The sequence below is a fragment of the Streptomyces sp. NPDC091282 genome (assembly GCF_044757385.1).
Lineage (GTDB): Bacteria > Actinomycetota > Actinomycetes > Streptomycetales > Streptomycetaceae > Streptomyces > Streptomyces gramineus.
This window is the reverse complement of sequence record NZ_JBIVUX010000002.1, coordinates 1,456,819-1,478,668: the sequence shown is the minus strand read 5'-3', so window position 1 is coordinate 1,478,668 and position 21,850 is coordinate 1,456,819. Positions and strand designations below refer to the sequence as shown.

Genomic DNA, 21,850 nt, shown 5'->3' with positions numbered 1-21,850 from the left:
GTGGACACTCAGCGTCGGGAACTGGCCGCACGTTTCGTCGAACTGCACCGCGAGGGCTGCTTCCTGCTGCCCAACGCCTGGGACGCGGGAAGCGCCCGCGTCCTGGAGTCGGCCGGATTCCCGGCCGTGGCCACCACCAGCGCGGGCGTGGCCTTCTCGCTGGGCCGCCCGGACCACGACTACGCCGACGACGAGTCGGCCGGGGACCGCGTGGACCGTACGACCATGATCCGCCGGATCGGCGAGATCGCCGCCGAGGTGCGGATCCCGGTGAGCGCGGACCTGGAGGACGGGTTCGGCGAGGCGCCCGCGACCGTGGCCGAGACGATCTCGATGACCCTCGCGGCGGGAGCCGCCGGCGGCAACATCGAGGACTTCACCGGCGACCGCTCCCGTCCCCTGTACGAACCGGAACTGTCGGCGGACCGCATCCGTGCCGCCCGGGAGGCCGTCGACGCGTCGGGCGAGCCGTTCGTCCTGGTCGGCCGTACCGACGTGCTGCTGACCGGAGGGCCGCTCGACGAGGCGGTCCGGCGGGCCAACGCCTTCCTGGCGGCCGGCGCGGACTGCGCGTTCGTGCCGGGAGCGGCCGACGCGGACACGATCGGCACCCTGGTCCGCGAGATCGACGGCCCGCTGAACGTGGTCATGGGCCTGACCGGCGCCGCCCTGTCCCTGGCCGGCCTGCGCGACCTGGGGGTACGCCGGGTCACGGTCGGCGGCAGCATCGCCCGGGCGATGTACGCGCACCTGCTCGGCGCGGCGAAGGAACTCAAGGACCGGGGCACCTTCTCCTACGCCGAACACCAGATCGCGCAGACGGACCTGAACGAGCTGTTCCGACGGACGCCCGAATGACGGCGGAGATCCGAGCGGCGGCGGAGGTCCGAGAGACCGCCAATGCCCGGGTGACGGCGGACGCCCGGCCCGGCGATCCACTTTCGCGATAACACTTATCCCCGACTATTCGTCCCGAATGGGAAACAGTCGCGCCTCCCCGGCGTTGGTATGTACGACGGCGAATGACCGGAGGACCGGTATTCACCGCCGACGGATACCGCCGTCGAGGATCGGAGGACCGGGCGGCCACCCCGATCGCCGTACCGTCCCTGGAGAGCGCGTGATGACCGAGCGAGTTGAACCGATCCCGACGACCGTGCCGACCGGGCGGACGATGACCGGGAGGCCTCGGGTCGCCGTCCTCGGTACCGGCGCCATGGGCGCCCCCATCGCCCGCAACCTGCTGCGCGCCGGGTTCGACGTGACGGTGTGGAACCGGACCCGGCGGAAGGCCGAGGCGCTCGCCGGGCAGGGCGCCAGGGTCGCGGCCACTCCCGCCGGGGCCGCCGCGGAGGCCGAGTTCCTGATCACCATGCTCACCGACGGCGACGCCGTGGCGGCCGCGATGAGCGGCGTCGACGGAGCGCTGACCGCGCTCGGCCCGGACGCGGTATGGATCCAGATGAGCACGGTCGGCCTGCACGCCACCCGGAGTCTGCTGGAACTCGCCGACGGGCGGGTGGAGTTCGTCGACGCACCGGTCTCCGGCAGCTCGGGGCCCGCCGAACGCGGCGAACTGCTCGTCCTCGCCTCCGGGCAGCGGGCGCTGCGGCCCCGCGTGCGGCCGGTGTTCGACGCGCTGGGCCGCCGGACGCTGTGGCTGGACCGGCTGGGCGACGGCAGCCGTTTCAAGCTCGTCCTCAACAACTGGCTCGCGGTCCTGGTCGAGGGCATGGCGGAGACCGTCAGCCTGACCAGCGTGCTCGGCCTTGACCCCGGCCTGCTGCTGGCCACCCTCACCGGGAGCCCGCTCGGATCCGCGTACGCGACGGCGAAGGGCCGTGCCATGGTCGAGCACGACTTCGCCCCCGGATTCCCGCTGCACCACGCCGGCAAGGACGCGGCCCTCGCCCTGGCGGCCGCCGACCACTGGGGACTCGAACTTCCGCTCACCGAGGCCCTGCTGAAGCGCTGGGACGAGGCGATCGCGGGCGGCCACGCCGCGGACGACGTGGCCTCGGTCGTCACGGTCGCGGCCCCGGCCCCGCGGTGAGCCGGACACCGGAGGACCGGGCGGCAGGCGCGGGGCCTGCCTGACGGCCCCGCGCCTGCCGCAACGGCCCGCCCCCGGCGTTCCGGCCCGCTCCCAGATGGCCACGGCCCGCCCCCGGATACCGGAGGCGGGCCGTGGTGGTGCGGTGGTGCGGTGGGTCAGGGTGCGGGCGAGGGCGGGGACACCGGGGCGGCTACCAGCCGACGGCGACCAGGAGCCATTGCGGGTTGGCGTGGGAGATGAACGAGGACTGGCCCGCCACGTCGTCGTAGGGGAAGCCGTAGGCGAGGTGGTTGATGGCGTTGTCGTGCCAGAACTTGGCGTAGTAGTTCGCCGGTGCCGCCGTGTAGAACCGGCTGGGGTCGGACTGCTGGGAGGCCGGCAGGGTGGCGACGTGCCGGTTGAGCGCGGCGCACATGTCCGGGTTGGAGGCCAGGGAGGCCGCGCAGCCGAAGATGTCGGAGGTGGCCGCGTTCACGCCGACCGACTGGGCGTAGGAGGTGAAGTAGTTCGCGTTGGCGCCGCCCGCGCGGAAGCTCGGGTCGCTGCCGGGCGCGATGATCCGGTACGGGGCCTGGGTCTGCGCGAGGACCTTGAACTGGTCCGGCACCGCGCTGGTGAACCGCTGGAAGGTGGTGGCGCGGTCCTCGGCGAAGGTCTGCCGGTTCTCGCCGACCTCCGTGTCGTAACCGTCCTTGCTGTGCAGGCGCATGGCCAGCTTCAGGCCGAAGGCGTCGACGCGGGTGGTGTTGCCGTTGAAGACGTTGTTGCCGACCGTGAACTCGATGAAGTCGTAGTACGAGCTGTTCGGTGAGCCCAGGTAGAAGTACATGCGGCCCGCGGAGTTGGCCGGCATGTCGAGGTAGGGCTGCTCGGCGATGGAGTGCGTCTGGCCGTTGAAGCTCCAGTACACCTGGCTGTCGGGGTACTTGCCGTTGGTGCGGTTGAGGATCTTCACCTCGACGGCGTTGTGGGCGGCGGGGATGTCGCTGGTGCTGCCCCAGAAGTCGTCCGGCGGGGTGGTGGACCCGGGGCCGTAGACCTGGAACTCCCACAGGGAGTAGCCGTAGGGGGTGGCCCGGGCGGTGCCGTAGAGGCGGACGTAGCGGCCGCTGCCGCTGACCGTCAGGTTCTGGGTTCCGCCGGTGGCGGTGCTGGTGGAGTAGACGGTGGTCCAGGTGGCCGCGTCGGTGGAGGTCTGGATCTGGAAGGCCGTCGCGTAGGCCGCCTCCCAGGTCAGGCTCACCCGGCTGAGCTGCTGGACCGACCCGAGGTCGACCTGCAGCCACTGCGGGTCCGAGAAGGCCGACGACCAGCGGGTACCGGTGTTGCCGTCGACCGCCGCGCTCGCGGGGAAGGACGCGTTCTCGGTCGAGGAGGCGGTGGCCGGCCTGCCCTGGGACAGCAGCTGGTCCGCCGCGTGCGCGGGTGTGGGGGCGAGGACCGCGAAGAACGCGGCGATCAGGACGACGACCAGTCCGAGAGCCGTGCGCGGCCGCACGGCACCGGACGGTGGTCTGCGGGTGGGCACGCCGGCGTAACTCTGCATGCGGGTCTCCTCAAGCCGGTTCGGCGTTGGTGGGGATGGAGCAACAGCAGATCTGAGAGCGCTCCCTCGGGTTGTAGACCCAGCGGTGTCCGCCGTCAACAACTGAAGCCGAAATCAACGAAGTTGCCGCCGATTCGGCGACACGAGGCCGATCCGGGCACCGGTACCCCGCGCCGGACGCCCGCCGTCTTCGGTTTCCGACCGTTCGACCGGCTTCGGATCACCTCGCTTCTACAAGCCTTGACGCAGCCGGTACGGACCTTTCCGCGCGTCGGATCAGGGTCCGAGAAGATCACGAGCCGTGCCGTGGCTTCGTTCCGTGGGCGGCTCGGAAGGCCAGGAGGCCAGGAAGGCCGTGAGGACCGGGGGAGCGGCGGAGCGGGGGAGTCGCGAGGGCGGTCCGGGCCGGGGTGTCGGCGGGACCGCCTACCCTTTAGGCATGACCAGCAACAGCGACCGGAGCCCGGCAGTGGACCCTCGTTCATCTAAAACCTACGAAATCCGCACTTATGGGTGCCAGATGAACGTCCACGACTCCGAGCGATTGTCCGGGCTGCTGGAGAACGCCGGGTACGTGCGCGCGCCCGAGGGCGCGGACGGTGACGCCGACGTCGTCGTCTTCAACACCTGCGCCGTCCGGGAGAACGCCGACAACCGCCTCTACGGCAATCTCGGCCGCCTCGCCCCGATGAAGACGAAGCGCCCCGGCATGCAGATCGCGGTCGGCGGCTGCCTCGCGCAGAAGGACCGCGACACCATCGTGAAGCGGGCCCCCTGGGTCGACGTCGTCTTCGGTACGCACAACATCGGCAAGCTGCCGGTCCTCCTGGAGCGCGCCCGCGTGCAGGAGGAGGCGCAGGTGGAGATCGCCGAGTCGCTGGAGGCGTTCCCCTCCACGCTGCCGACCCGGCGCGAGAGCGCCTACGCGGCCTGGGTGTCGATCTCCGTCGGCTGCAACAACACCTGCACCTTCTGCATCGTCCCGGCCCTGCGCGGCAAGGAGAAGGACCGGCGCACCGGCGACATCCTCGCCGAGATCGAGGCGCTGGTCGGCGAGGGCGTCTCCGAGATCACCCTGCTCGGCCAGAACGTCAACGCGTACGGCTCGGACATCGGCGACCGCGAGGCCTTCAGCAAGCTGCTGCGCGCCTGCGGACGGATCGAGGGCCTGGAGCGTGTCCGCTTCACCTCTCCGCACCCGCGCGACTTCACCGACGACGTGATCGCCGCCATGGCCGAGACGCCGAACGTGATGCCGCAGCTGCACATGCCGCTCCAGTCCGGTTCGGACACCGTGCTCAAGGCCATGCGCCGCTCGTACCGGCAGGACCGGTACCTCGGGATCATCGAGAAGGTGCGGGCCGCGATCCCGCACGCGGCGATCACCACCGACATCATCGTGGGCTTCCCCGGCGAGACCGAGGAGGACTTCGAGCAGACCATGAAGGTGGTCCGCGAGGCCCGCTTCACCCAGGCCTTCACCTTCCAGTACTCCAAGCGGCCCGGCACCCCGGCCGCCACCATGGAGGACCAGATCCCCAAGGAGGTCGTCCAGGCGCGCTACGAGCGTCTCGTCGCCCTCCAGGAGGAGATCTCCTGGGACGAGAACAAGAAGCAGGTCGGCCGTACCTTGGAGCTGATGGTCGCCGAGGGCGAGGGCCGCAAGGACGGTGCCACCCACCGCCTCTCCGGCCGCGCCCCCGACAACCGGCTGGTCCACTTCACCAAGCCGGACCAGGAAGTACGGCCCGGGGACGTCGTCACCGTCGAGATCACCTACGCCGCCCCGCACCACCTCCTCGCCGAGGGCGCCGTCCTGGACGTACGCCGCACCCGCGCGGGCGACGCCTGGGAGAAGCGCAACGCGGCGGAGGCCGCCAAGCCGGCGGGTGTGCTGCTCGGGCTGCCGAAGATCGGCGTGCCGGAGCCGCTGCCGGTGGCCGCGGGAAGCGGCTGCGGCTGCGACTGACGGAATCGGACCTGTCGCGTCGGCCATGGTCCCGGCGGCCCGGCGGACCGGGCCTCGCGGTACCGGGCGGGGTACGTCCCGGCGGCCGGCCGGCCGGCCGGCCGGCCGGATCGGGTCTTGAGCGGATCCCGGCGCTCGGGTCGCTCGTCCCGATGTCCCGGGCGGTCAGAGCCGTCGTGACGGCGACCGTCCCGGCGGCCCGCGTGACCGGCTGAGCGGAGGGCGGTCCGGGGCCGTCGTCGCGACTACGCTGCCGATCATGCTTGTCGCCGCAGCCGTCTGCCCCTGCCCGCCGCTCCTCGTGCCCGAGGTCGCCGCGGGCGCCGCCCCCGAGCTGGACGCCGCGCGGGCCGCCTGCGCCGACGCGCTGGGCGTGCTCGCCGCCGCGCGGCCCGACCTGCTGGTCGTGGTCGGACCCGCGGACCCGTCCGGGCGGGGTGTGTTCCCGCAGGGCAGCCGGGGCTCCTTCCGGGGCTTCGGCGTCGACGTCGGCGTACGGCTGGGCAGCGGCGAAGCCGGTGAGCGGGAGCTGCCTGCCTCGCTCGCGGTCGGGGCCTGGCTGCTGGAGCGCACCGAATGGGCCGACGCGCCGATCGAGGGGCTGGGGGTCGGCGAGCCCCTGGAGCCCGAGCGGTGTGTCAGCGCCGGCCGGGAGATCGCCGGGCGGGCGGAGCGGGTGGCGATGCTCGTCATGGGCGATGCCAGCGCCTGCCGCACCCTCAAGGCGCCGGGTTACCTCGACGAGCGGGCGGCCCCGTTCGACGCCGAGGCGGCCCGCGCGCTCGGTTCGGCGGACCTCGCGGCGATCAAGGGGCTCGACGCGGACCTGGCCGCCCAGCTCCAGGCCTCGGGCCGGGCCCCCTGGCAGGTCCTGGCGGGCGCGGCCGAGGGCGCGGGCCTCGCCGGGGCGCTCCTCCACGAGGACGCGCCGTACGGCGTCTGCTACCTCGTGGCGACCTGGTCCTGACCCCTCCCGCCCGACAGCAGCCTCGCCCACCGGGCACGTCCGCGCACCGGCGCGACGGCAGCCTCGCCCACCGGCACATCCGCGCACCGGCACGGCAGCACCCCCGCCCACCGGCGCGTCCCCGCACAGACGCCCCCACGCACCGGCACCCCCTGGCAAAACGGCGGACGGCCGGGAGTCGGGTGACTCTCGGCCGTCCGCCGATCTGCGGGGTCCGTCCGGCTCAGGGGGCCGGTGGCTGGTCCCCGGGGCGGGGCGGGGCGGTGGGGTCGGTCGCATCCGGGTGCACAAACCGGTCCATGGCGTCCTTGGCCTTGCCCGTACCCGTCTGGATCTTGTCGCTGTACTTGCCCTTGGTCTTCTCGTCGACGACCCGCGCGGCCTTGTCGATGCCGTGCTGGAGCTTGTCGATCTTGTCCTCGTGCTGCTGCGCGAGATCGGAGACCCGGTCCCTGGCCGGGCCGAGCTTGGCCTTGAAATTGTCCAAAAGACCCATGGCTACCTTCCCTGTGGCTTCCCTCGCGGGCCGCTATGTGCGGGCGCCCTCACCGACCTCGTTGTCGGCGGCCTCCTTGGCGGACTGCTGCCTGGGGATCTCGGTGCTCTCGGCGCCACCGGCCGCGACCGGCGTCGGCTGCGCCGGTACCTCCGCGCTCCCGCCGCCGTCCGTGTCCGGCCCCTCGGTCACCGACGCCCCGGCCGTCTCCTCCGCCGTGTTCTCCGCCGCGTCCCGCGCCGCGGACCCGTCCGGCTCGAAGGCGGCCGGCGCCTCGGTGACCGGCTCCTCCGTGGCCTTCCGCTTCTTTCCGAGGAACCGTGCAAAAACGCCCATATCCACTCCATACGTTACTCGTGCGAGCGAAATCCCGCGTGACCCGGTGCACACGACTGCGCCACCCCGGTCACCGCCTCTCGTCGGCGGCGGGAACCTCGCAACGGGCAACGAAGGCGGACACGGACTGTCACGTAACTCGTTCGAGACCCGCCGCCGAGGTTTGCGAGACTGGTGCGGTGAGCAGCGCACCCCTCGCCCCCCGTGTCATCGCCGTCGTCGGCCCCACCGCGGCCGGAAAGTCCGACCTCGGCGTCTTCCTGGCCCAACGGCTCGGCGGTGAGGTCGTCAACGCCGACTCCATGCAGCTGTACCGCGGGATGGACATCGGCACCGCCAAGCTGACGCCCGAGGAGCGCGCCGACGTCCCGCACCACCTCCTCGACGTCTGGGACGTGACCGTCACCGCCTCCGTCGCCGAGTACCAGCGGCTCGCCCGTGCCCGCATCGACGCGCTGCTCGCCGAGGGCCGCTGGCCGATCCTGGTCGGCGGCTCCGGGCTGTACATCCGCGGCGCCGTCGACAACCTGGAGTTCCCCGGCACCGACCCGGAAGTGAGGGCCCGCCTGGAGGAGGAGCTCGCGCTGCGCGGCTCCGGCGCCCTGCACGCCCGGCTGTCCGCCGCCGACCCGGAGGCCGGCCGCGCCATCCTGCCCAGCAACGGGCGCCGCATCGTCAGGGCCCTCGAGGTGATCGAGATCACCGGCCGGCCCTTCACCGCCAACCTGCCGGGCCACGACTCGGTCTACGACACCGTCCAGATCGGCGTGGACGTGGCCCGCCCCGAGCTGGACGAGCGCATCGCGCTGCGCGTCGACCGGATGTGGGAGGCCGGACTCGTCGACGAGGTGCGCGCCCTGGAGGCGCGCGGGCTGCGCGAGGGCCGTACCGCGTCGCGGGCGCTCGGCTACCAGCAGGTCCTCGGGGCGCTCGCCGGTGAGTGCACGGAAGCGGAGGCGCGGAACGAGACCGTCCGCGCCACCAAACGCTTCGCGCGCCGGCAGGATTCGTGGTTCAGGCGCGACCCCCGGGTGCACTGGCTGAGTGGGGCCGCGGCGGACCGCGAGGAACTTCCGCGCCTGGCTCTGGCGTTGCTCGAACGACCGGTCACAGCCTGATCACGTGATGGCATCGGGATGCGCCACCGGTCATCGGGGCCTTCGGCGCCGTGCCATCATCGAGCTTCGATCGCAAGTGGAGTCCTAGTTGGGAGGGCGCGTGGCGATGGAGGCCGGCCCTCGCGACACCGCACGAGACACCGAGCACGTCGCCGTGGAACCGGGTGATCCGGACGAGGGCGCGGACCGGCTGACGCCCGACGGTCCGGACGACACGGTGGGCGGCGGGGTGACCGCCGACGGCCCCGAGCCGGAGGAGATGTTCGCCGGCGGCCCCGAGGTCGAGGTCGAGCTCCGTCCGCAGCGCCGTCTGCGGCTGTGGCAGCTGGCCCCGATCGTGGGCCTGGCCGCGGTGGGCTCCCTGATGTTCGCCTTCCCGCTCGCCTTCGACTTCGGCGACAGCGGCGCGGTGATCGCGATGCTGGGCCTGCTGATCTGCTCGTGCGCGGCCGGCTGGGGCATGATGGCGGCCCGCAGGGTGGGCTACACCGTGCCCGGGTTCCCCGCCAGGGGCTCGGAGCGCAGACCCGACTGGCGCGTGGTGATCGGATACGTCGTCCTGGTCGCGATCGTCGTCGTGCTGGCCGTCTGGCGCGTGGCCCGGCTGCGCTGAGCGGCGTACGGCGCGGCCGTCCGCGCTGTGACCGCGCTCACCGCAGCGCGCCGAGTGACGGAGCACCGGGACCCCCTCGACCAGCCACGACATGCCCACGGGCGACCCTGGCTCAGACCGTCCCGAGAGCCGTTCCCGTACGATCTGAGTATGCGCATCCCCTTCCTCAAGGGCCACGGCACCGAGAACGACTTCGTGATCGTCCCGGACCCGGACAACGCCCTGGACCTCACCCCCGCCGACGTCGCCGCCCTGTGCGACCGCCGGGCGGGGATCGGCGCCGACGGCGTGCTGCACGTCGTCCGGTCCGCCGCGCACCCGGAGGCCAGGGGGATGGCCGCCGAGGCGGAGTGGTTCATGGACTACCGCAACGGCGACGGGTCGATCGCCGAGATGTGCGGCAACGGCGTCCGCGTCTTCGCGCGCTACCTCCAGCACGCCGGGCAGGTCCCGGCGGGCGACCTCGCCGTCGCCACCCGCGGCGGGGTCAAGGCCGTCCACATCGACAAGGACGGGGACGTCACCGTCGGCATGGGCCGCGCCCGGCTCCCCGGGGCCGACGTCACGGTGAGCGTCGCGGACCGCACCTGGCCCGCCCGGAACGTGAACATGGGCAACCCGCACGCCGTCGCCTTCGTCGAGGACCTCGCGGACGCCGGCGACCTGCGCACCCCGCCGCCCTTCAGCCCGGCCTCGGTCTACCCCGACGGGGTCAACGTCGAGTTCGTCGTCGACCGCGGCCCCCGCCACGTCGCCATGCGCGTGCACGAGCGCGGCTCCGGTGAGACCCGCTCCTGCGGCACCGGCGCGTGCGCGGTCGCCGTGGCCACCGCCCGCCGCGACGGCGCCGACCCCGCGGTCACCGGAACCCCGGCCACCTACACCGTGGACGTGCCCGGCGGACGCCTCGTCATCACCGAGCGGCCCGACGGCGAGGTCGAGATGACCGGCCCGGCCGTGATCGTGGCCGAAGGGGAGATCGACTCCGAGTGGCTGGAAAACGCCACCCGCTGAACCGGTCCCACGCCGTGAACCATGGTCCGGGGCGTCGTACAACACCCGGATCCACGGCGTGTGTTGCCCCCGACGGCGAGAAACGTCGGCCACCCCCCGAACAGGTGGCGCAAAATCGTAAACCTCCAAGTCGTCGCTCGAATGGGTGATCCGTTTCACGCTGGGCGAGAGGCGGTCAGTCGGGTGTGTTGGGCTCGATAGCATCAAGCACCGGCACGGACGGGGGAACGCCACCGATCCCTGAGCCTCGTATGCCCTGGGGCCCCGTCCGCCGGTTCACGAGCCGGAGGTGCCCATGAGTGCGGAGGCCACGAACCCTGCGACGCCCGGACCTGTAGTGCCCACAGCGGCCCGCAGGAAGGCCCGCCCCCGGATCGACCTGCGTCGGCTCGGCCGGGCCGCGCTGCTCGGCAACGCCGCGCGCGGCAAGCTCCCCGACGCCATCGGCCACGTCGCGGAGGCCCACCGCGCCCACCACCCCGACGCCGACCTCGAACCCCTGCGCCGCGCCTGGGTACTGGCCGAGTCCTCGCACCGCGGCCAGATGCGCAAGAGCGGCGAGCCCTACATCACCCACCCCCTCGCGGTCACCCTGATCCTCGCCGAACTCGGCGCCGAGACCACGACCCTGACGGCGTCCCTGCTCCACGACACCGTCGAGGACACCGACGTGACCCTCGACCAGGTGCGGGAACAGTTCGGCGAGGAGGTCCGTTATCTGGTCGACGGGGTGACGAAACTCGAGAAGGTCGACTACGGGGCCGCCGCCGAACCCGAGACGTTCCGCAAGATGCTCGTCGCCACCGGCAGCGACGTCCGCGTGATGTCGATCAAGCTCGCCGACCGTCTGCACAACATGCGCACCCTCGGCGTGATGCGCCCCGAGAAGCAGGAGCGCATCGCCAAGGTCACCCGCGACGTCCTCATCCCGCTCGCCGAACGGCTCGGCGTGCAGGCCCTGAAGACCGAGCTGGAGGACCTGGTCTTCGCCATCCTGCACCCCGAGGAGTACACGCACACCAGAGAGCTGATCGCACAGAACGCGGCCCGCGCCGACGACCCCCTGGCCGACATCGCCGACGAGGTGCGCGGAGTGCTGCGCGAGGCCGACATCCCCGCCGAAGTCCTCATCCGGCCGCGCCACTTCGTCTCCGTCCACCGCGTCGGCCGCAAACGCGGCGAACTGCGCGGCGCCGACTTCGGCCGCCTGCTCGTGCTGGTCAACGAGGACGCGGACTGTTACGCCGTCCTCGGTGAACTGCACACCTGTCTCACCCCGGTCGTCTCGGAGTTCAAGGACTTCATCGCCGTACCGAAGTTCAACCTCTACCAGTCGCTGCACACCGCGGTGGCCCGCGCCGACGGGCAGGTCGCCGAAGTCCTCATCCGCACCCACCAGATGCACAAGGTCGCCGAGGCCGGCGTCGTCGCCCTCGGCAACCCCTACGCCCCGGCCGGCGAGGCACCCGCCGCCGACGCCCCGGACGACGGCGAGCGCGCCGACCCGACCCGCCCCGGCTGGCTCTCCCGCCTCCTCGACTGGCAGAAGGCCGCGCCCGACACCGACACCTTCTGGTCCACCCTCCGCGAGGACCTCGCCCAGGACCGCGAGATCACCGTCTTCCGCCCCGACGGCGGCACCCTCGGCCTCCCGGAGGGCGCCACCTGCGTCGACGCCGCCTACGCCCAGTACGGCGAGGACGCGCACGCCTGCATCGGCGCCCGCGTCAACGGCCGCCTCGCCACCCTCAGCACCGTCCTCAAGGACGGCGACAGCGTCCAGCTGCTGATGGGCCAGGACCCGGCCTCCGAACCCTCCCGGGAGTGGCTGGACCACGCCCACACGCCCGCCGCGCGCATCGCGATCCAACGCTGGCTCGCCACCCACCCGGACAGCGCCGAGGAGCCGCACACCCCGGTGACCGTGCCCACCCGCCCGGTCCCGGAGCCCCAGAGCGCCGCGCCTCGCACCGCCAGCGCCGTGGTCGTCGACCGGCCCGACGCGACCGTACGGCTGGCCGGCTGCTGCACGCCCGTACCGCCCGACGAGGTCACCGGCTTCGCGGTCCGCGGGGGAGTGGTCACCGTGCACCGCCTGGCCTGCGCCTCGGTCGCGCACATGAAGGGCAGCGGCCGCCCCGAGACCGCCGTGAGCTGGGGCGACAGCACCGCCTGCCGGGTCACCCTGTTCGCCGAATCGTTCGGCCGCCCGCACCTGCTGGCCGACCTCACCGAGGCGATGGCCCAGGAGGGCGCGGAGATCGTCTCGGCGACCGTGGAACCGCCCAGCGAGCAGCGCGTCCGCCACACCTACACCGTCGAGCTGCCCGACGCCGCCCACCTGCCCGCCCTGATGCGCGCGATGCGGAACGTGCCCGGTGTGTACGACGTGGACCGAGCGCAACACCAGTAGGCACCCATTCGAGTGAATCGGGTGCGAGGCGTCACCGCGGGCCGGGAGCGCGCTGGTAACGGTGGTCCATGTCGCTCACCCTCCGCGTCCGTCGGCCCCGGCGCCGGCACGTCGCGCTGCTCGCCTCCGCCGTCTCCGTCGTCGCCCTGCTCGGCGCGAGCGCCCCGCCGGCGCCGCTGGGCATCGGCGACCGGCTCTTCCCCTCCCTCGGGAACCCGGGGTACGACGTGGCGTCGTACGACCTCTCCTTCACCTATCCCGGCCGCAACGACAAGCCGCTCCAGGCCGTCACCACCATCGACGCCTGGACCACCGCCGACCTGAACAGCCTCAACCTGGACTTCGCGCACGGCAAGGTCGAGTCCGTCGTGGTCGACGGCCGGTCCGCCGCCTTCGCGAGCGCCGGCGAGGACCTGGTCGTCACCCCCGACCGGCCGCTGCGGCGGGACAGCTGGACGCGGATCACCGTGAAGCACACCAGCGACCCGGTGGCCGCCAAGGGGCAGGACGGCGGCTGGGTGCGGACCACCGACGGGCTCGCCATGGCCAACCAGGCCGACGCCGCCCACCTGGTCTTCCCGTGCAACGACCACCCGTCGGACAAGGCGATGTTCACCTTCCACGTGACCGCCCCGAACGGCTACACCGTGGTCGCCAACGGCATCCCCACCGGCTCCGCCCGGGTCGGCCGCCGGACCACCTGGACCTACCGCACCGAGCACCCCATGGCCACCGAACTGGCCCAGGTCTCCATCGGCCGCTCCGCCGTACTGCACCGCAAGGGCCCGCACGGCCTCCCCGTCCGCGACGTCGTCCCGGCCGCCGACACCAAGGCCCTCGAACCCTGGCTGGCCAAGACCCCGGACCAGATCGCCTGGCTGGAGAGCAAGGTCGGGCCCTACCCGTTCGAGACGTACGGCGTGCTCATGGCACAGGCGGCCACGGGCTTCGAGCTGGAGACCCAGACCCTCTCGCTCTTCGAGAAGAACCTGTTCACCGAGCCCGCCTACCCCAAGTGGTACATCGAGTCGATCATGGTGCACGAGCTGTCCCACCAGTGGTTCGGCGACAGCGTCAGCCCGCGCGTCTGGTCGGACGTCTGGCTGAACGAGGGGCACGCCACCTGGTACGAGGCGCTGTACGCGGAGGAGAAGGGCAAGCAGCCCATGATCAACCGCATGAAGGCGGCGTACGGCGCCTCCGACCGCTGGCGGGCCGCCGGCGGACCGCCCGCCCGGCCCAAGGTGCCCGACCCCGGCCAGAAGATCAGCATCTTCCGCCCCAGCATCTACGACGGCGCGGCCCTCGCCCTCTACGCCCTGCGCCAGGAGATCGGCAGGCCCGCCTTCGAGCGCCTGGAACGGATCTGGGTGCAGCAGCACAAGGACGACACCGCCACCACCGCCGACTTCGTCCGGCTGGCGTCGGCGGTCGCGAACCGCGACCTCACCGGCTTCTTCGACGCCTGGCTGTACGGCGCGAAGACCCCGCCGATGCCCGGCCACCCGGACTGGAAGCAGGTCGCGGCCCCGGCCAAGCAGTCCAAGAAGTGACGGCGGGGCGGCCCCCGGAATAACACGGTGCCGGGGCGACCCGTACCGTGCGACCATCATGGGGTCGGCGCGGTACGGGTCGCGGGGAATCTCCCGGGGTACTCGTACGTTGAGTGAAGCGAACGCCGATATCGGCATCCCCATCGACGTAAGGACCCAATGACCTCCTCTTCTTCCCCTTCCCAGGACACCAGGCGCCTCGCGCAGGACTACCCCGAAGGTCTTCGGGCCGATGCCCTGATGGAAGAGGACGTCGCCTGGAGCCACGAGATCGACGGAGAGCGGGACGGCGACCAGTTCGACCGCTCCGAGCGTGCGGCCCTGCGCCGCGTCGCGGGCCTCTCCACCGAGCTCGAGGACGTCACCGAGGTCGAGTACCGCCAGCTCCGCCTGGAGCGGGTCGTGCTGGTCGGGGTGTGGACCACCGGCACCGTGCAGGACGCGGACAACTCCCTCGCGGAACTGGCCGCCCTCGCCGAGACGGCGGGCGCACTCGTGCTCGACGGTGTCATCCAGCGTCGCGACAAGCCCGACGCGGCCACCTACATCGGCTCAGGCAAGGCCCTGGAGCTGCGCGACATCGTCGTCGAGAGCGGTGCGGACACCGTCATCTGCGACGGTGAGCTGAGCCCCGGCCAGCTGATCCAGCTGGAGGACGTCGTCAAAGTCAAGGTCATCGACCGGACCGCCCTGATCCTGGACATCTTCGCCCAGCACGCCAAGTCCCGAGAGGGCAAGGCGCAGGTCGCGCTCGCGCAGATGCAGTACATGCTGCCGCGACTGCGCGGCTGGGGTCAGTCGCTGTCCCGGCAGATGGGCGGCGGCTCGGGCGGCGGTCTCGCCACCCGTGGTCCCGGTGAGACCAAGATCGAGACGGACCGGCGCCGGATCCGCGAGAAGATGGCGAAGATGCGCCGGGAGATCGCGGAGATGAAGACCGGCCGCGACATCAAGCGCCAGGAACGCAAACGCCACAAGGTGCCGTCCGTCGCCATCGCCGGCTACACCAACGCCGGCAAGTCCTCCCTGCTCAACCGCCTCACCGGCGCCGGTGTCCTGGTCGAGAACGCCCTGTTCGCGACCCTGGACCCGACCGTCCGCCGCGCGGAGACCCCGAGCGGCCGCCTCTACACGCTGGCCGACACCGTCGGCTTCGTGCGCCACCTGCCCCACCACCTGGTCGAGGCGTTCCGCTCCACCATGGAGGAGGTCGGCGACGCCGACCTGATCCTGCACGTGGTCGACGGCTCGCACCCGGTGCCGGAGGAGCAGCTGGCCGCCGTGCGCGAGGTGATCAGGGACGTCGGTGCCACCGACGTACCCGAGGTCGTGGTGATCAACAAGGCGGACGCGGCGGACCCGCTGGTCCTCCAGCGGCTCCTGCGCAACGAGAAGCGGTCCATCGCCGTCTCGGCCCGCACCGGCCAGGGCATCGAGGAACTGCTCGCCCTGATCGACGACGAGCTGCCCCGCCCGTCGGTGGAGATCGAGGCGCTCGTCCCCTACACGCACGGCAAGCTGGTTGCCCGTGCCCACAACGAGGGCGAGGTCCTCTCCGAGGAGCACACCGCCGAGGGCACCCTGCTCAAGGTCCGGGTCCACGAGGAACTCGCGGCGGAACTCACACCGTACGTGCCGGCCCCGGCCGCATGACGAGCACTGCATGACGAGCACTGCATGAAGGGCCGGCCCCCTCCCGGGGGGCCGGCCCTTCAGCTTTGCCGGAGCGCGGCGAGCCGCCCGGCGGCGGCCACGGCGGCCTCGGTGGGCCGGCCGCCGTAGCACCTCTCACAGACAGCGGGGGTGCGACGGCGGCCGGACCCCCGCTCACTGGCCGGCGAACTCCTTGCTGACCCCCTCGTAGACGCCCTTCGCCACATCACCGAACCGCGGCCCGGCCAGCCAGCCCGAACTCACCGGACCGATCGACGTGTTGGACACCAGCGCCGGCTTGCCGTCGGCACCCGTCTCCACCCAGCCGCCGCCCGACGCCCCACCGGTCATCGTGCAGCCGATCCGGTACATCGTCGGCGCCGACGCGTCGACCGACAGCCGACCCGGCTTGTCCGCGCACTGGTACATCAGCGACCCGTCGTACGGCTTCGCCGCCGGATAGCCGGTGGCCGTGATGCTCGGCACCTTCGGTACGGCCGGCCCGGCGAAGTTCACCGGAAGCGCCGAACCGACGGTCTCCTCAAGGGACTTGCCGCCACTTCCCTGCTCGGGCGTCACATGGATCACGGCGTAGTCGTACGACGCGCCGTTACCGCCCGTCTCCCCGCCCTGGTCGATCCACTGCTGCGAGGTCTGCGCCCCGTCACCCCACCAGACCCCGTACGGGGCTATCTGGGAGCGCCCCGCCTGCGTGAGCGCCGTACCCGTCAGCCCCTGATCGTTGTACGACGGCACGAACGCGACGTTGCGGTACCAGCCGCCGCTCTTGCCTGCGTGCACGCAATGGCCCGCCGTCCACACCAGGTTGGACTTGCCCGGGTGCGCCGGATCCTCGACGACCGTCGCCGAGCAGACCATCGTGCCTTCGGGGGAGTCGAAGAACACCTTCCCGGACGTGGCCGCGTTGGCGTGGTACGACGGCCGCACGGCCTTCGCCTCGACCGGGGCCGGCGTCGGATCCGTCACGCCCTGGTCACCGGAGAGGTCGTTCTCGTCGACGCCGCTGTCCTGGTTCGGATCGTCGGCGTTCCGCATCCGCTTCGGGTCCCACAGGCCCTTGATGATGGGGTTGACGAAGTCGTTGGCCTCACGCAGCCAGTCGGACCTGTCCCAGTTCTTCCAGGCGCCGTTCTTCCACTTGTCTATGTCGATCCCGTGCTCTTTGAGCTTGTTCTTGATGTCGTCCGGGATCTTGATCTTGCCGTCGCCGGTGTCGGCCGTGGCGGACGCGGACGCCGGGCCGCTCGCGTTGTCGTCGCCGGAGCTGTCGCAGGCGGTGGCGGTCAGCGCCAGCGCCGAAGCGAGGGCGACGGCCGCCAGCGCCCGGGGCGCGCCCCCTCGACGGGTGAACGACGGCCGGATGGATCGCATGCTGGTGACTCCCCCTGTTGGTAAGGAACTTCGGCGTCACACTATGCGCTCGCTGTGCGGGCCCGCCCATCGAAGGGCAACGGTTTCGCTACGGGCCCGGAGGCGGTGGCACTTCGGACTCCACACGGCGCACCGGTCTCGCCGAGGGCAGCGCCGCCGCTCGATCGGGCCTGCCGCGACGTGTCTGCGGGTCCCTCGGCACGGTCCAGGTAATGATCTTGGGGCAACCCGTAACCCACCGGCCGGTCCGGGGTTGGTAACGGTGGGGGTCCCGCTGCCTGTGCCCGGTGCCCGCCGATCAACTCGCCTCTGGACAGCGGGGAGGACAGCGAGCCGTGGCCGTGACGGAGTCGGTGACCGGGGAGACGTCCGGGGGAGCGCGCGAGGCGCACGAGGGGATCCTGAGACGCCAGTCGGCGCGCGAGTCGCGGGCCCGGACCTACGCCCGCGCCCTCCCCATCGTGCCGGTGCGCGCCCGCGGCCTGACCATCGAGGGCGCCGACGGCCGCCGCTACCTGGACTGCCTCTCCGGTGCCGGCACCCTCGCGCTCGGCCACAACCATCCGGTCGTGCTGGAGGCGATCCGTAAGGTCCTCGACTCCGGCGCTCCACTCTCGATCCTCGACCTGGCGACCCCCGTCAAGGACGCCTTCACCACCGAACTGTTCCGCACCCTGCCGCCCGGTCTCGCCGACCGCGCCCGCGTCCAGTTCTGCGGGCCCGCCGGCACGGACGCCGTCGAGGCCGCCTTCAAACTGGTCAGGGCCGCCACCGGCCGCACCGGCGTCCTCGCCTTCACCGGTGCCTACCACGGCATGACCAGCGGCGCACTGGCCGCCTCCGGCGGCGCCTGCGACGTACGGGTCGCCCGGCTGCCCTACCCGCAGGACTACCGCTGCCCGTTCGGAGTCGGCGGCCCCGGCGGTGCCGAACTCGCCGCCCGCTGGACGGAGTCCGTCCTCGACGACCCCAAGTCCGGCGTCCCGCTGCCCGCCGGCATGATCCTCGAACCCGTCCAGGGCGAAGGCGGGGTGCTCCCCGCGCCCGACGCCTGGCTCCGCCGGATGCGACAGCTCACCGCGGACCGCGGCATCCCTCTCATCGCGGACGAGATCCAGACCGGGGTGGGCAGGACCGGGGCCTTCTGGGCCGTCGAGCACAGCGGAGTCGTCCCCGACGTGATGGTCCTGTCCAAGGCCATCGGCGGCAGCCTCCCGCTCGCCGTCGTCGTCTACCGCGACGACCTCGACGTCTGGGAACCCGGTGCCCATGCCGGAACGTTCCGCGGCAACCAGCTCGCCATGGCCGCCGGCACGGCCACCCTCGCCCACGTCCGTGAGAACGGCCTCTCCGAACGCGCGGCCCTGCTCGGCTCCCGCATGCTCTCCCAGTTGCGTGCTCTGCAGGACGAGTTCGCGTGCGTGGGCGATGTGCGGGGGCGGGGCCTGATGATCGGGGTCGAGTTCGTGGACCCGGAGGCGGAGGGCGAGCGGGGCACGGAGGCCACGCGGAACGGACGCGCGCTGCCGACACGGGAGTCGCAGGACCGCCCGGCGAGCCCGTGGGACGGTGACAACGGGCTCCGGGGCTCGGCGCGGGACACGCCGGTGGGGCCACGGGGCGCCGCCGTGGACGGAGTCGGTGCGGACCGCGATGCCGGAGGCGGGAGCGGCCTCGGCGGCGCCGTGGTGAGCGGATGGGACGGGGGCGCACTGAGCGGGTGGGACGACGGGAGCCGGTCCCGGCCGCACCCGGCCGCCCCCGAACTGGCCTCCGCCGTGCAGCGCGCCTGTCTGGAGCGCGGACTGATCGTCGAACTCGGCGGCCGCCACGCCGGTGTCGTACGCCTTCTGCCGCCGCTGACTATCACCGACGAACAGGCCGCCGCCGTCCTGGACCGCCTCGCCGACGCCGTGGCGGCCGTGGCCCGCGACCCGGTGGCCCACGGCGTACGACCACCCCGCCGACCGGACGACCGCGACGAGCCGTCCGGCTAGGCGACCCGTCCGGAACGGGCCGACCGGCCAACGCGCCCGGGGCGGCCGAGCCGAACGGACGACCCGGAGAGCATCGGCCCGCCGGACCACCGGCAAGCCACGCCCTCCCCGGAACACGGCCGGCCTCCCGGCGGCCAGGCACCGCCGGACCATCGCCGTCAGCACCCCGTCCGCCCGACGCCGACGCCGACGCACCGCGTCGCTGCCGCCCCCGCAGGCCTTCACCGACTCACCCGGCCCGACCGGGTCACGCCTCGAACTCCACATCGTCCACTCCTCTTCCGTCACGACCACCACCACCCGATCCACACCCCGGCCGGCCGAAGTCGCCGCAGGCGACGGCCGACGACCACCGGCCGGCACCGCACCGCCGAAGCCCCCGAGGAACCGCCTTGAACGCCACCCCCGCCCCCGACGACCACGGAGACCAAGGTCCGCAGGGACACCCCGTTCCGCTCGCCGAGGCGGTTCCCCAGCAACGCGCCCGCACCGTCCTGACCGAGCCGCACCGCGACGACGCGGGGGACCTCCTGGAACACCAGGACCCGCACATCGCCGCCCAGACCGCCGCCGTGGAGAACCTGCTGCGCTGCTGGGCACGAGAGACGAACCTCCCCGCCCCCGACACCGGCACCCTCCACATCCCGCTGCCCGCCAGCGGCACGGCCCTGATCACCCCGGTCCGCCACTGGTCCCCGACCGGCTGGCACCGCTTCGGCCCGCCGCGCCTGGCCGGCGCCCCCGACACCGCCCCACCCGTCGACGCCCTCACCCTCGCCGCACTCCTCGCCAGGGAGACGCCGGTCGCCGCGGGAGCCACGGCCCCCCGACCCGCCGAGGGCGTACCAGCTCAGACCGAGGGCGGCAGCCGACCGACGCCGGTGCACGGCGGCACCGGCCTGGCCGAGGGCAGCCTCGGCCCAGCGCCCGGCGTAACCGATCCGGTCGAGCACACCAGCGGCCCCTTCGAGAGCGCCGTCGCCGAAGAGCGCGGCCGCACCGGCCCGGTCCACGGCCGCACCGGCCCGGTCGAGGCTGCCAGTGGCCACATCGAGAGCGCCGTCGCCGAAGACCGCGGCCGCACCGGCCCGGTCCACAGCGGCACCGGCTCGGTCGCCCCTGCCAGCCGCCCCGTCGAGAACGCCGTCGACGGACCCGACGGCAACCGATCCCACCGCGGCGGAGGCGATGTGCACCCCGACGGGCCGTCCAGCCCCGCCCACGGCACCGTCCGCACACCGGCGGCTCCCGCCGCCGGTGACCTCGTCGCCCGAGTCGCCGATTCCCTCCGCCGTACGGTCACCTTCATCGCGGACAGGCGAGCCCAACCGGTCGACGGACCCGACCGCTTCCTCACCGCCGAGCAAGCTCTCCTGCTCGGTCACCCGCTGCACCCGACCCCGAAGAGCCGCGAGGGCCTGACCGACGCCGAGGCCCGGCTCTACTCACCGGAGTTGCGCGGCGCCTTCCCCCTGCACTGGATGGCGGTCTCCTCCTCTCTCCTCGCCACCGACTCCGCCTGGACCGAACGCGGCCGCCCCGTCCCCGCGGCCCACCTCATGGAAAACCTGGCCGGCACCGCTCTCCCCCTTCCCGACGGCTGCGCCGCCGCCCTTCCCCTGCACCCCTGGCAGGCCCGCGAGATCCGCCACCGCGAGGCGGTCGCCGCCCTGCTCGACGCCGGACTCCTGCGCGACCTGGGGCCCCTCGGCGCCCCCTGGCATCCCACCTCCTCCGTACGAACCGTGTACCGCGGGGGCGCCCCCGCGATGCTCAAGCTGTCACTGGGCCTGCGCATCACCAACTCCCGCCGGGAGAACCTGCGCAAGGAACTCCACCGCGGTGTGGAGGTGCACCGCCTGCTACGCACCGGCCTCGCCGAGCACTGGCAGGCCGCCCACCCCGGCTTCAACATCGTGCGCGACCCCGCCTGGCTCGGCGTGGACGGTCAGGACGGGCGGCCCGTGCCCGGACTCGACGTGGTGATCCGGCACAACCCGTTCACCCCCGCCGACGACGTGTCCTGCCTCGCCGGACTGACAGCACCCGTACCCCTCGACGTCCCGGCGGCGAAAGGCGGTCCACGGCCGTACCGCTCCCGGCTCGCCCGGGTGGTCGCCCGGCTCGGCGAACGCTGCGGCCGCCCCGTCGGCGCCGTCAGCGCCGAGTGGTTCCTGCGCTACCTGGAGCAGGTGGTGCGCCCGGTGCTCTGGCTCGACGGCGAGGCCGGAATCGCCCTGGAGGCACACCAGCAGAACACCCTGCTCCTGCTGGACGCCGACGGCTGGCCTACCGGCGGACGCTACCGGGACAACCAGGGCTACTACTTCCGGGAGTCCCGACGGGCTGAACTCGACGCCCGGCTGCCCGGTATCGGCGAGCACAGTGACACCTTCGTCCCCGACGACGTCGCCGATGAACGCCTCACCTACTACCTCGGTGTCAACAACGTCCTCGGCCTGATCGGCGCCTTCGGCTCCCAACGGCTCGCCGACGAAAGCGTGCTGCTCGCGGCCTTCCGCCGATTCCTAGCCGACGTGGCCTCCGGGCCTGCCCGGCTGCGCACCTCCCTTCCCGGTCGACTCCTCGACTCACCTGTCCTGCGCTGCAAGGCCAACCTGCTGACCCGGCTGCACGGACTCGACGAACTCATCGGTCCGGTCGACACCCAGTCCGTCTACGTGACCATCGCCAACCCCCTCCTGTCCTGACCGTCCATCGATCCGT

The 21,850-nt window shown here is 72.5% G+C and carries 16 protein-coding genes; 12 read left to right on the top strand and 4 right to left on the bottom strand.

All coding sequences use genetic code 11. The features are described 5' to 3' along the window. Both ACIQOE_RS13480 and ACIQOE_RS13475 read left to right on the top strand, forming a co-directional pair. A complete protein-coding gene (locus tag ACIQOE_RS13480) occupies nucleotides 1–858 on the top strand; it encodes an isocitrate lyase/phosphoenolpyruvate mutase family protein (protein ID WP_401411474.1) in 858 nt (285 codons plus the stop codon). Between the two features lie 265 nt (nucleotides 859–1,123). Continuing rightward, a complete protein-coding gene (locus ACIQOE_RS13475; RefSeq protein ID WP_401411472.1) occupies nucleotides 1,124–2,053 on the top strand; it encodes an NAD(P)-dependent oxidoreductase in 930 nt (309 codons plus the stop codon). A gap of 193 nt (nucleotides 2,054–2,246) precedes the next feature. Here ACIQOE_RS13475 and ACIQOE_RS13470 read toward each other — a convergent pair whose 3' ends face one another. Then, a complete protein-coding gene (locus ACIQOE_RS13470) occupies nucleotides 2,247–3,602 on the bottom strand; it encodes a beta-1,3-glucanase family protein (protein WP_351326684.1) in 1,356 nt (451 codons plus the stop codon). Between the two features lie 439 nt (nucleotides 3,603–4,041). Between ACIQOE_RS13470 and miaB the strand changes: the two genes are divergently transcribed. Both miaB and ACIQOE_RS13460 read left to right on the top strand, forming a co-directional pair. Next, nucleotides 4,042–5,571 carry a tRNA (N6-isopentenyl adenosine(37)-C2)-methylthiotransferase MiaB gene (gene miaB, locus ACIQOE_RS13465; RefSeq protein WP_351326686.1) on the top strand — a complete coding sequence of 510 codons (1,530 nt, stop codon included), beginning with the start codon at nucleotides 4,042–4,044 and terminating at the stop codon, nucleotides 5,569–5,571. Nucleotides 5,572–5,830: 259 nt separating this feature from the next. Beyond that, nucleotides 5,831–6,538 (top strand): class III extradiol dioxygenase subunit B-like domain-containing protein, encoded by a 708-nt coding sequence (locus ACIQOE_RS13460; protein WP_401411469.1) that lies wholly within the window; start codon nucleotides 5,831–5,833, stop codon nucleotides 6,536–6,538. Between the two features lie 223 nt (nucleotides 6,539–6,761). On the opposite strand, the gene ACIQOE_RS13455 is transcribed toward ACIQOE_RS13460, so the two are convergent. Continuing rightward, nucleotides 6,762–7,034: an antitoxin gene (locus ACIQOE_RS13455; protein ID WP_351935130.1), complete on the bottom strand. Its 273-nt coding sequence runs from the start codon at nucleotides 7,032–7,034 to the stop codon at nucleotides 6,762–6,764. A gap of 33 nt (nucleotides 7,035–7,067) precedes the next feature. Further along, complete coding sequence (locus tag ACIQOE_RS13450; protein ID WP_401411467.1) at nucleotides 7,068–7,370, bottom strand: hypothetical protein; 303 nt, start codon at nucleotides 7,368–7,370, stop codon at nucleotides 7,068–7,070. A 179-nt stretch (nucleotides 7,371–7,549) separates the two neighbouring features. On the opposite strand from ACIQOE_RS13450, the gene miaA reads away from it, so the two are divergent. From miaA to hflX, 6 genes are all read left to right on the top strand, one after another. After that, complete coding sequence (miaA, locus tag ACIQOE_RS13445; protein WP_399010978.1) at nucleotides 7,550–8,488, top strand: tRNA (adenosine(37)-N6)-dimethylallyltransferase MiaA; 939 nt, start codon at nucleotides 7,550–7,552, stop codon at nucleotides 8,486–8,488. 106 nt (nucleotides 8,489–8,594) lie between these two features. Further along, nucleotides 8,595–9,101 carry a hypothetical protein gene (locus ACIQOE_RS13440; RefSeq protein WP_351326813.1) on the top strand — a complete coding sequence of 169 codons (507 nt, stop codon included), beginning with the start codon at nucleotides 8,595–8,597 and terminating at the stop codon, nucleotides 9,099–9,101. Between the two features lie 144 nt (nucleotides 9,102–9,245). Continuing rightward, nucleotides 9,246–10,115 (top strand): diaminopimelate epimerase, encoded by an 870-nt coding sequence (gene dapF / locus ACIQOE_RS13435; protein ID WP_365560532.1) that lies wholly within the window; start codon nucleotides 9,246–9,248, stop codon nucleotides 10,113–10,115. Nucleotides 10,116–10,410: 295 nt separating this feature from the next. Further along, nucleotides 10,411–12,528: a RelA/SpoT family protein gene (locus tag ACIQOE_RS13430; RefSeq protein ID WP_399010979.1), complete on the top strand. Its 2,118-nt coding sequence runs from the start codon at nucleotides 10,411–10,413 to the stop codon at nucleotides 12,526–12,528. 68 nt (nucleotides 12,529–12,596) lie between these two features. Then, complete coding sequence (locus ACIQOE_RS13425; RefSeq protein ID WP_401411464.1) at nucleotides 12,597–14,081, top strand: M1 family metallopeptidase; 1,485 nt, start codon at nucleotides 12,597–12,599, stop codon at nucleotides 14,079–14,081. Between the two features lie 159 nt (nucleotides 14,082–14,240). Beyond that, complete coding sequence (hflX, locus tag ACIQOE_RS13420) at nucleotides 14,241–15,734, top strand: GTPase HflX (protein WP_351326698.1); 1,494 nt, start codon at nucleotides 14,241–14,243, stop codon at nucleotides 15,732–15,734. Between the two features lie 174 nt (nucleotides 15,735–15,908). Here hflX and ACIQOE_RS13415 read toward each other — a convergent pair whose 3' ends face one another. After that, nucleotides 15,909–17,126, bottom strand: coding sequence for a hypothetical protein (locus tag ACIQOE_RS13415; protein WP_351326700.1), 1,218 nt, complete (start codon nucleotides 17,124–17,126; stop codon nucleotides 15,909–15,911). A 335-nt stretch (nucleotides 17,127–17,461) separates the two neighbouring features. On the opposite strand from ACIQOE_RS13415, the gene ACIQOE_RS13410 reads away from it, so the two are divergent. Further along, nucleotides 17,462–19,123, top strand: a complete 1,662-nt coding sequence (locus tag ACIQOE_RS13410; protein WP_401411461.1) for a diaminobutyrate--2-oxoglutarate transaminase family protein — start codon at nucleotides 17,462–17,464, stop codon at nucleotides 19,121–19,123. A 392-nt stretch (nucleotides 19,124–19,515) separates the two neighbouring features. Next, nucleotides 19,516–21,834, top strand: a complete 2,319-nt coding sequence (locus ACIQOE_RS13405) for an IucA/IucC family protein (RefSeq protein ID WP_401411459.1) — start codon at nucleotides 19,516–19,518, stop codon at nucleotides 21,832–21,834. Nucleotides 21,835–21,850: the final 16 nt, after the last annotated feature.

What these genes read in the sequence shown, in the direction of transcription:
- ACIQOE_RS13475 (WP_401411472.1), top strand. Translation starts at nt 1,124, where the DNA reads ATGACCGAGCGAGTTGAACCGATCCCGACGACCGTGCCGACCGGGCGG.
- ACIQOE_RS13470 (WP_351326684.1), bottom strand. Translation starts at nt 3,602, where the DNA reads ATGCAGAGTTACGCCGGCGTGCCCACCCGCAGACCACCGTCCGGTGCC.
- miaB (WP_351326686.1), top strand. Translation starts at nt 4,042, where the DNA reads ATGACCAGCAACAGCGACCGGAGCCCGGCAGTGGACCCTCGTTCATCT.
- ACIQOE_RS13460 (WP_401411469.1), top strand. Translation starts at nt 5,831, where the DNA reads ATGCTTGTCGCCGCAGCCGTCTGCCCCTGCCCGCCGCTCCTCGTGCCC.
- ACIQOE_RS13455 (WP_351935130.1), bottom strand. Translation starts at nt 7,034, where the DNA reads ATGGGTCTTTTGGACAATTTCAAGGCCAAGCTCGGCCCGGCCAGGGAC.
- ACIQOE_RS13450 (WP_401411467.1), bottom strand. Translation starts at nt 7,370, where the DNA reads ATGGGCGTTTTTGCACGGTTCCTCGGAAAGAAGCGGAAGGCCACGGAG.
- ACIQOE_RS13440 (WP_351326813.1), top strand. Translation starts at nt 8,595, where the DNA reads ATGGAGGCCGGCCCTCGCGACACCGCACGAGACACCGAGCACGTCGCC.
- ACIQOE_RS13430 (WP_399010979.1), top strand. Translation starts at nt 10,411, where the DNA reads ATGAGTGCGGAGGCCACGAACCCTGCGACGCCCGGACCTGTAGTGCCC.
- ACIQOE_RS13425 (WP_401411464.1), top strand. Translation starts at nt 12,597, where the DNA reads ATGTCGCTCACCCTCCGCGTCCGTCGGCCCCGGCGCCGGCACGTCGCG.
- hflX (WP_351326698.1), top strand. Translation starts at nt 14,241, where the DNA reads ATGACCTCCTCTTCTTCCCCTTCCCAGGACACCAGGCGCCTCGCGCAG.
- ACIQOE_RS13415 (WP_351326700.1), bottom strand. Translation starts at nt 17,126, where the DNA reads ATGCGATCCATCCGGCCGTCGTTCACCCGTCGAGGGGGCGCGCCCCGG.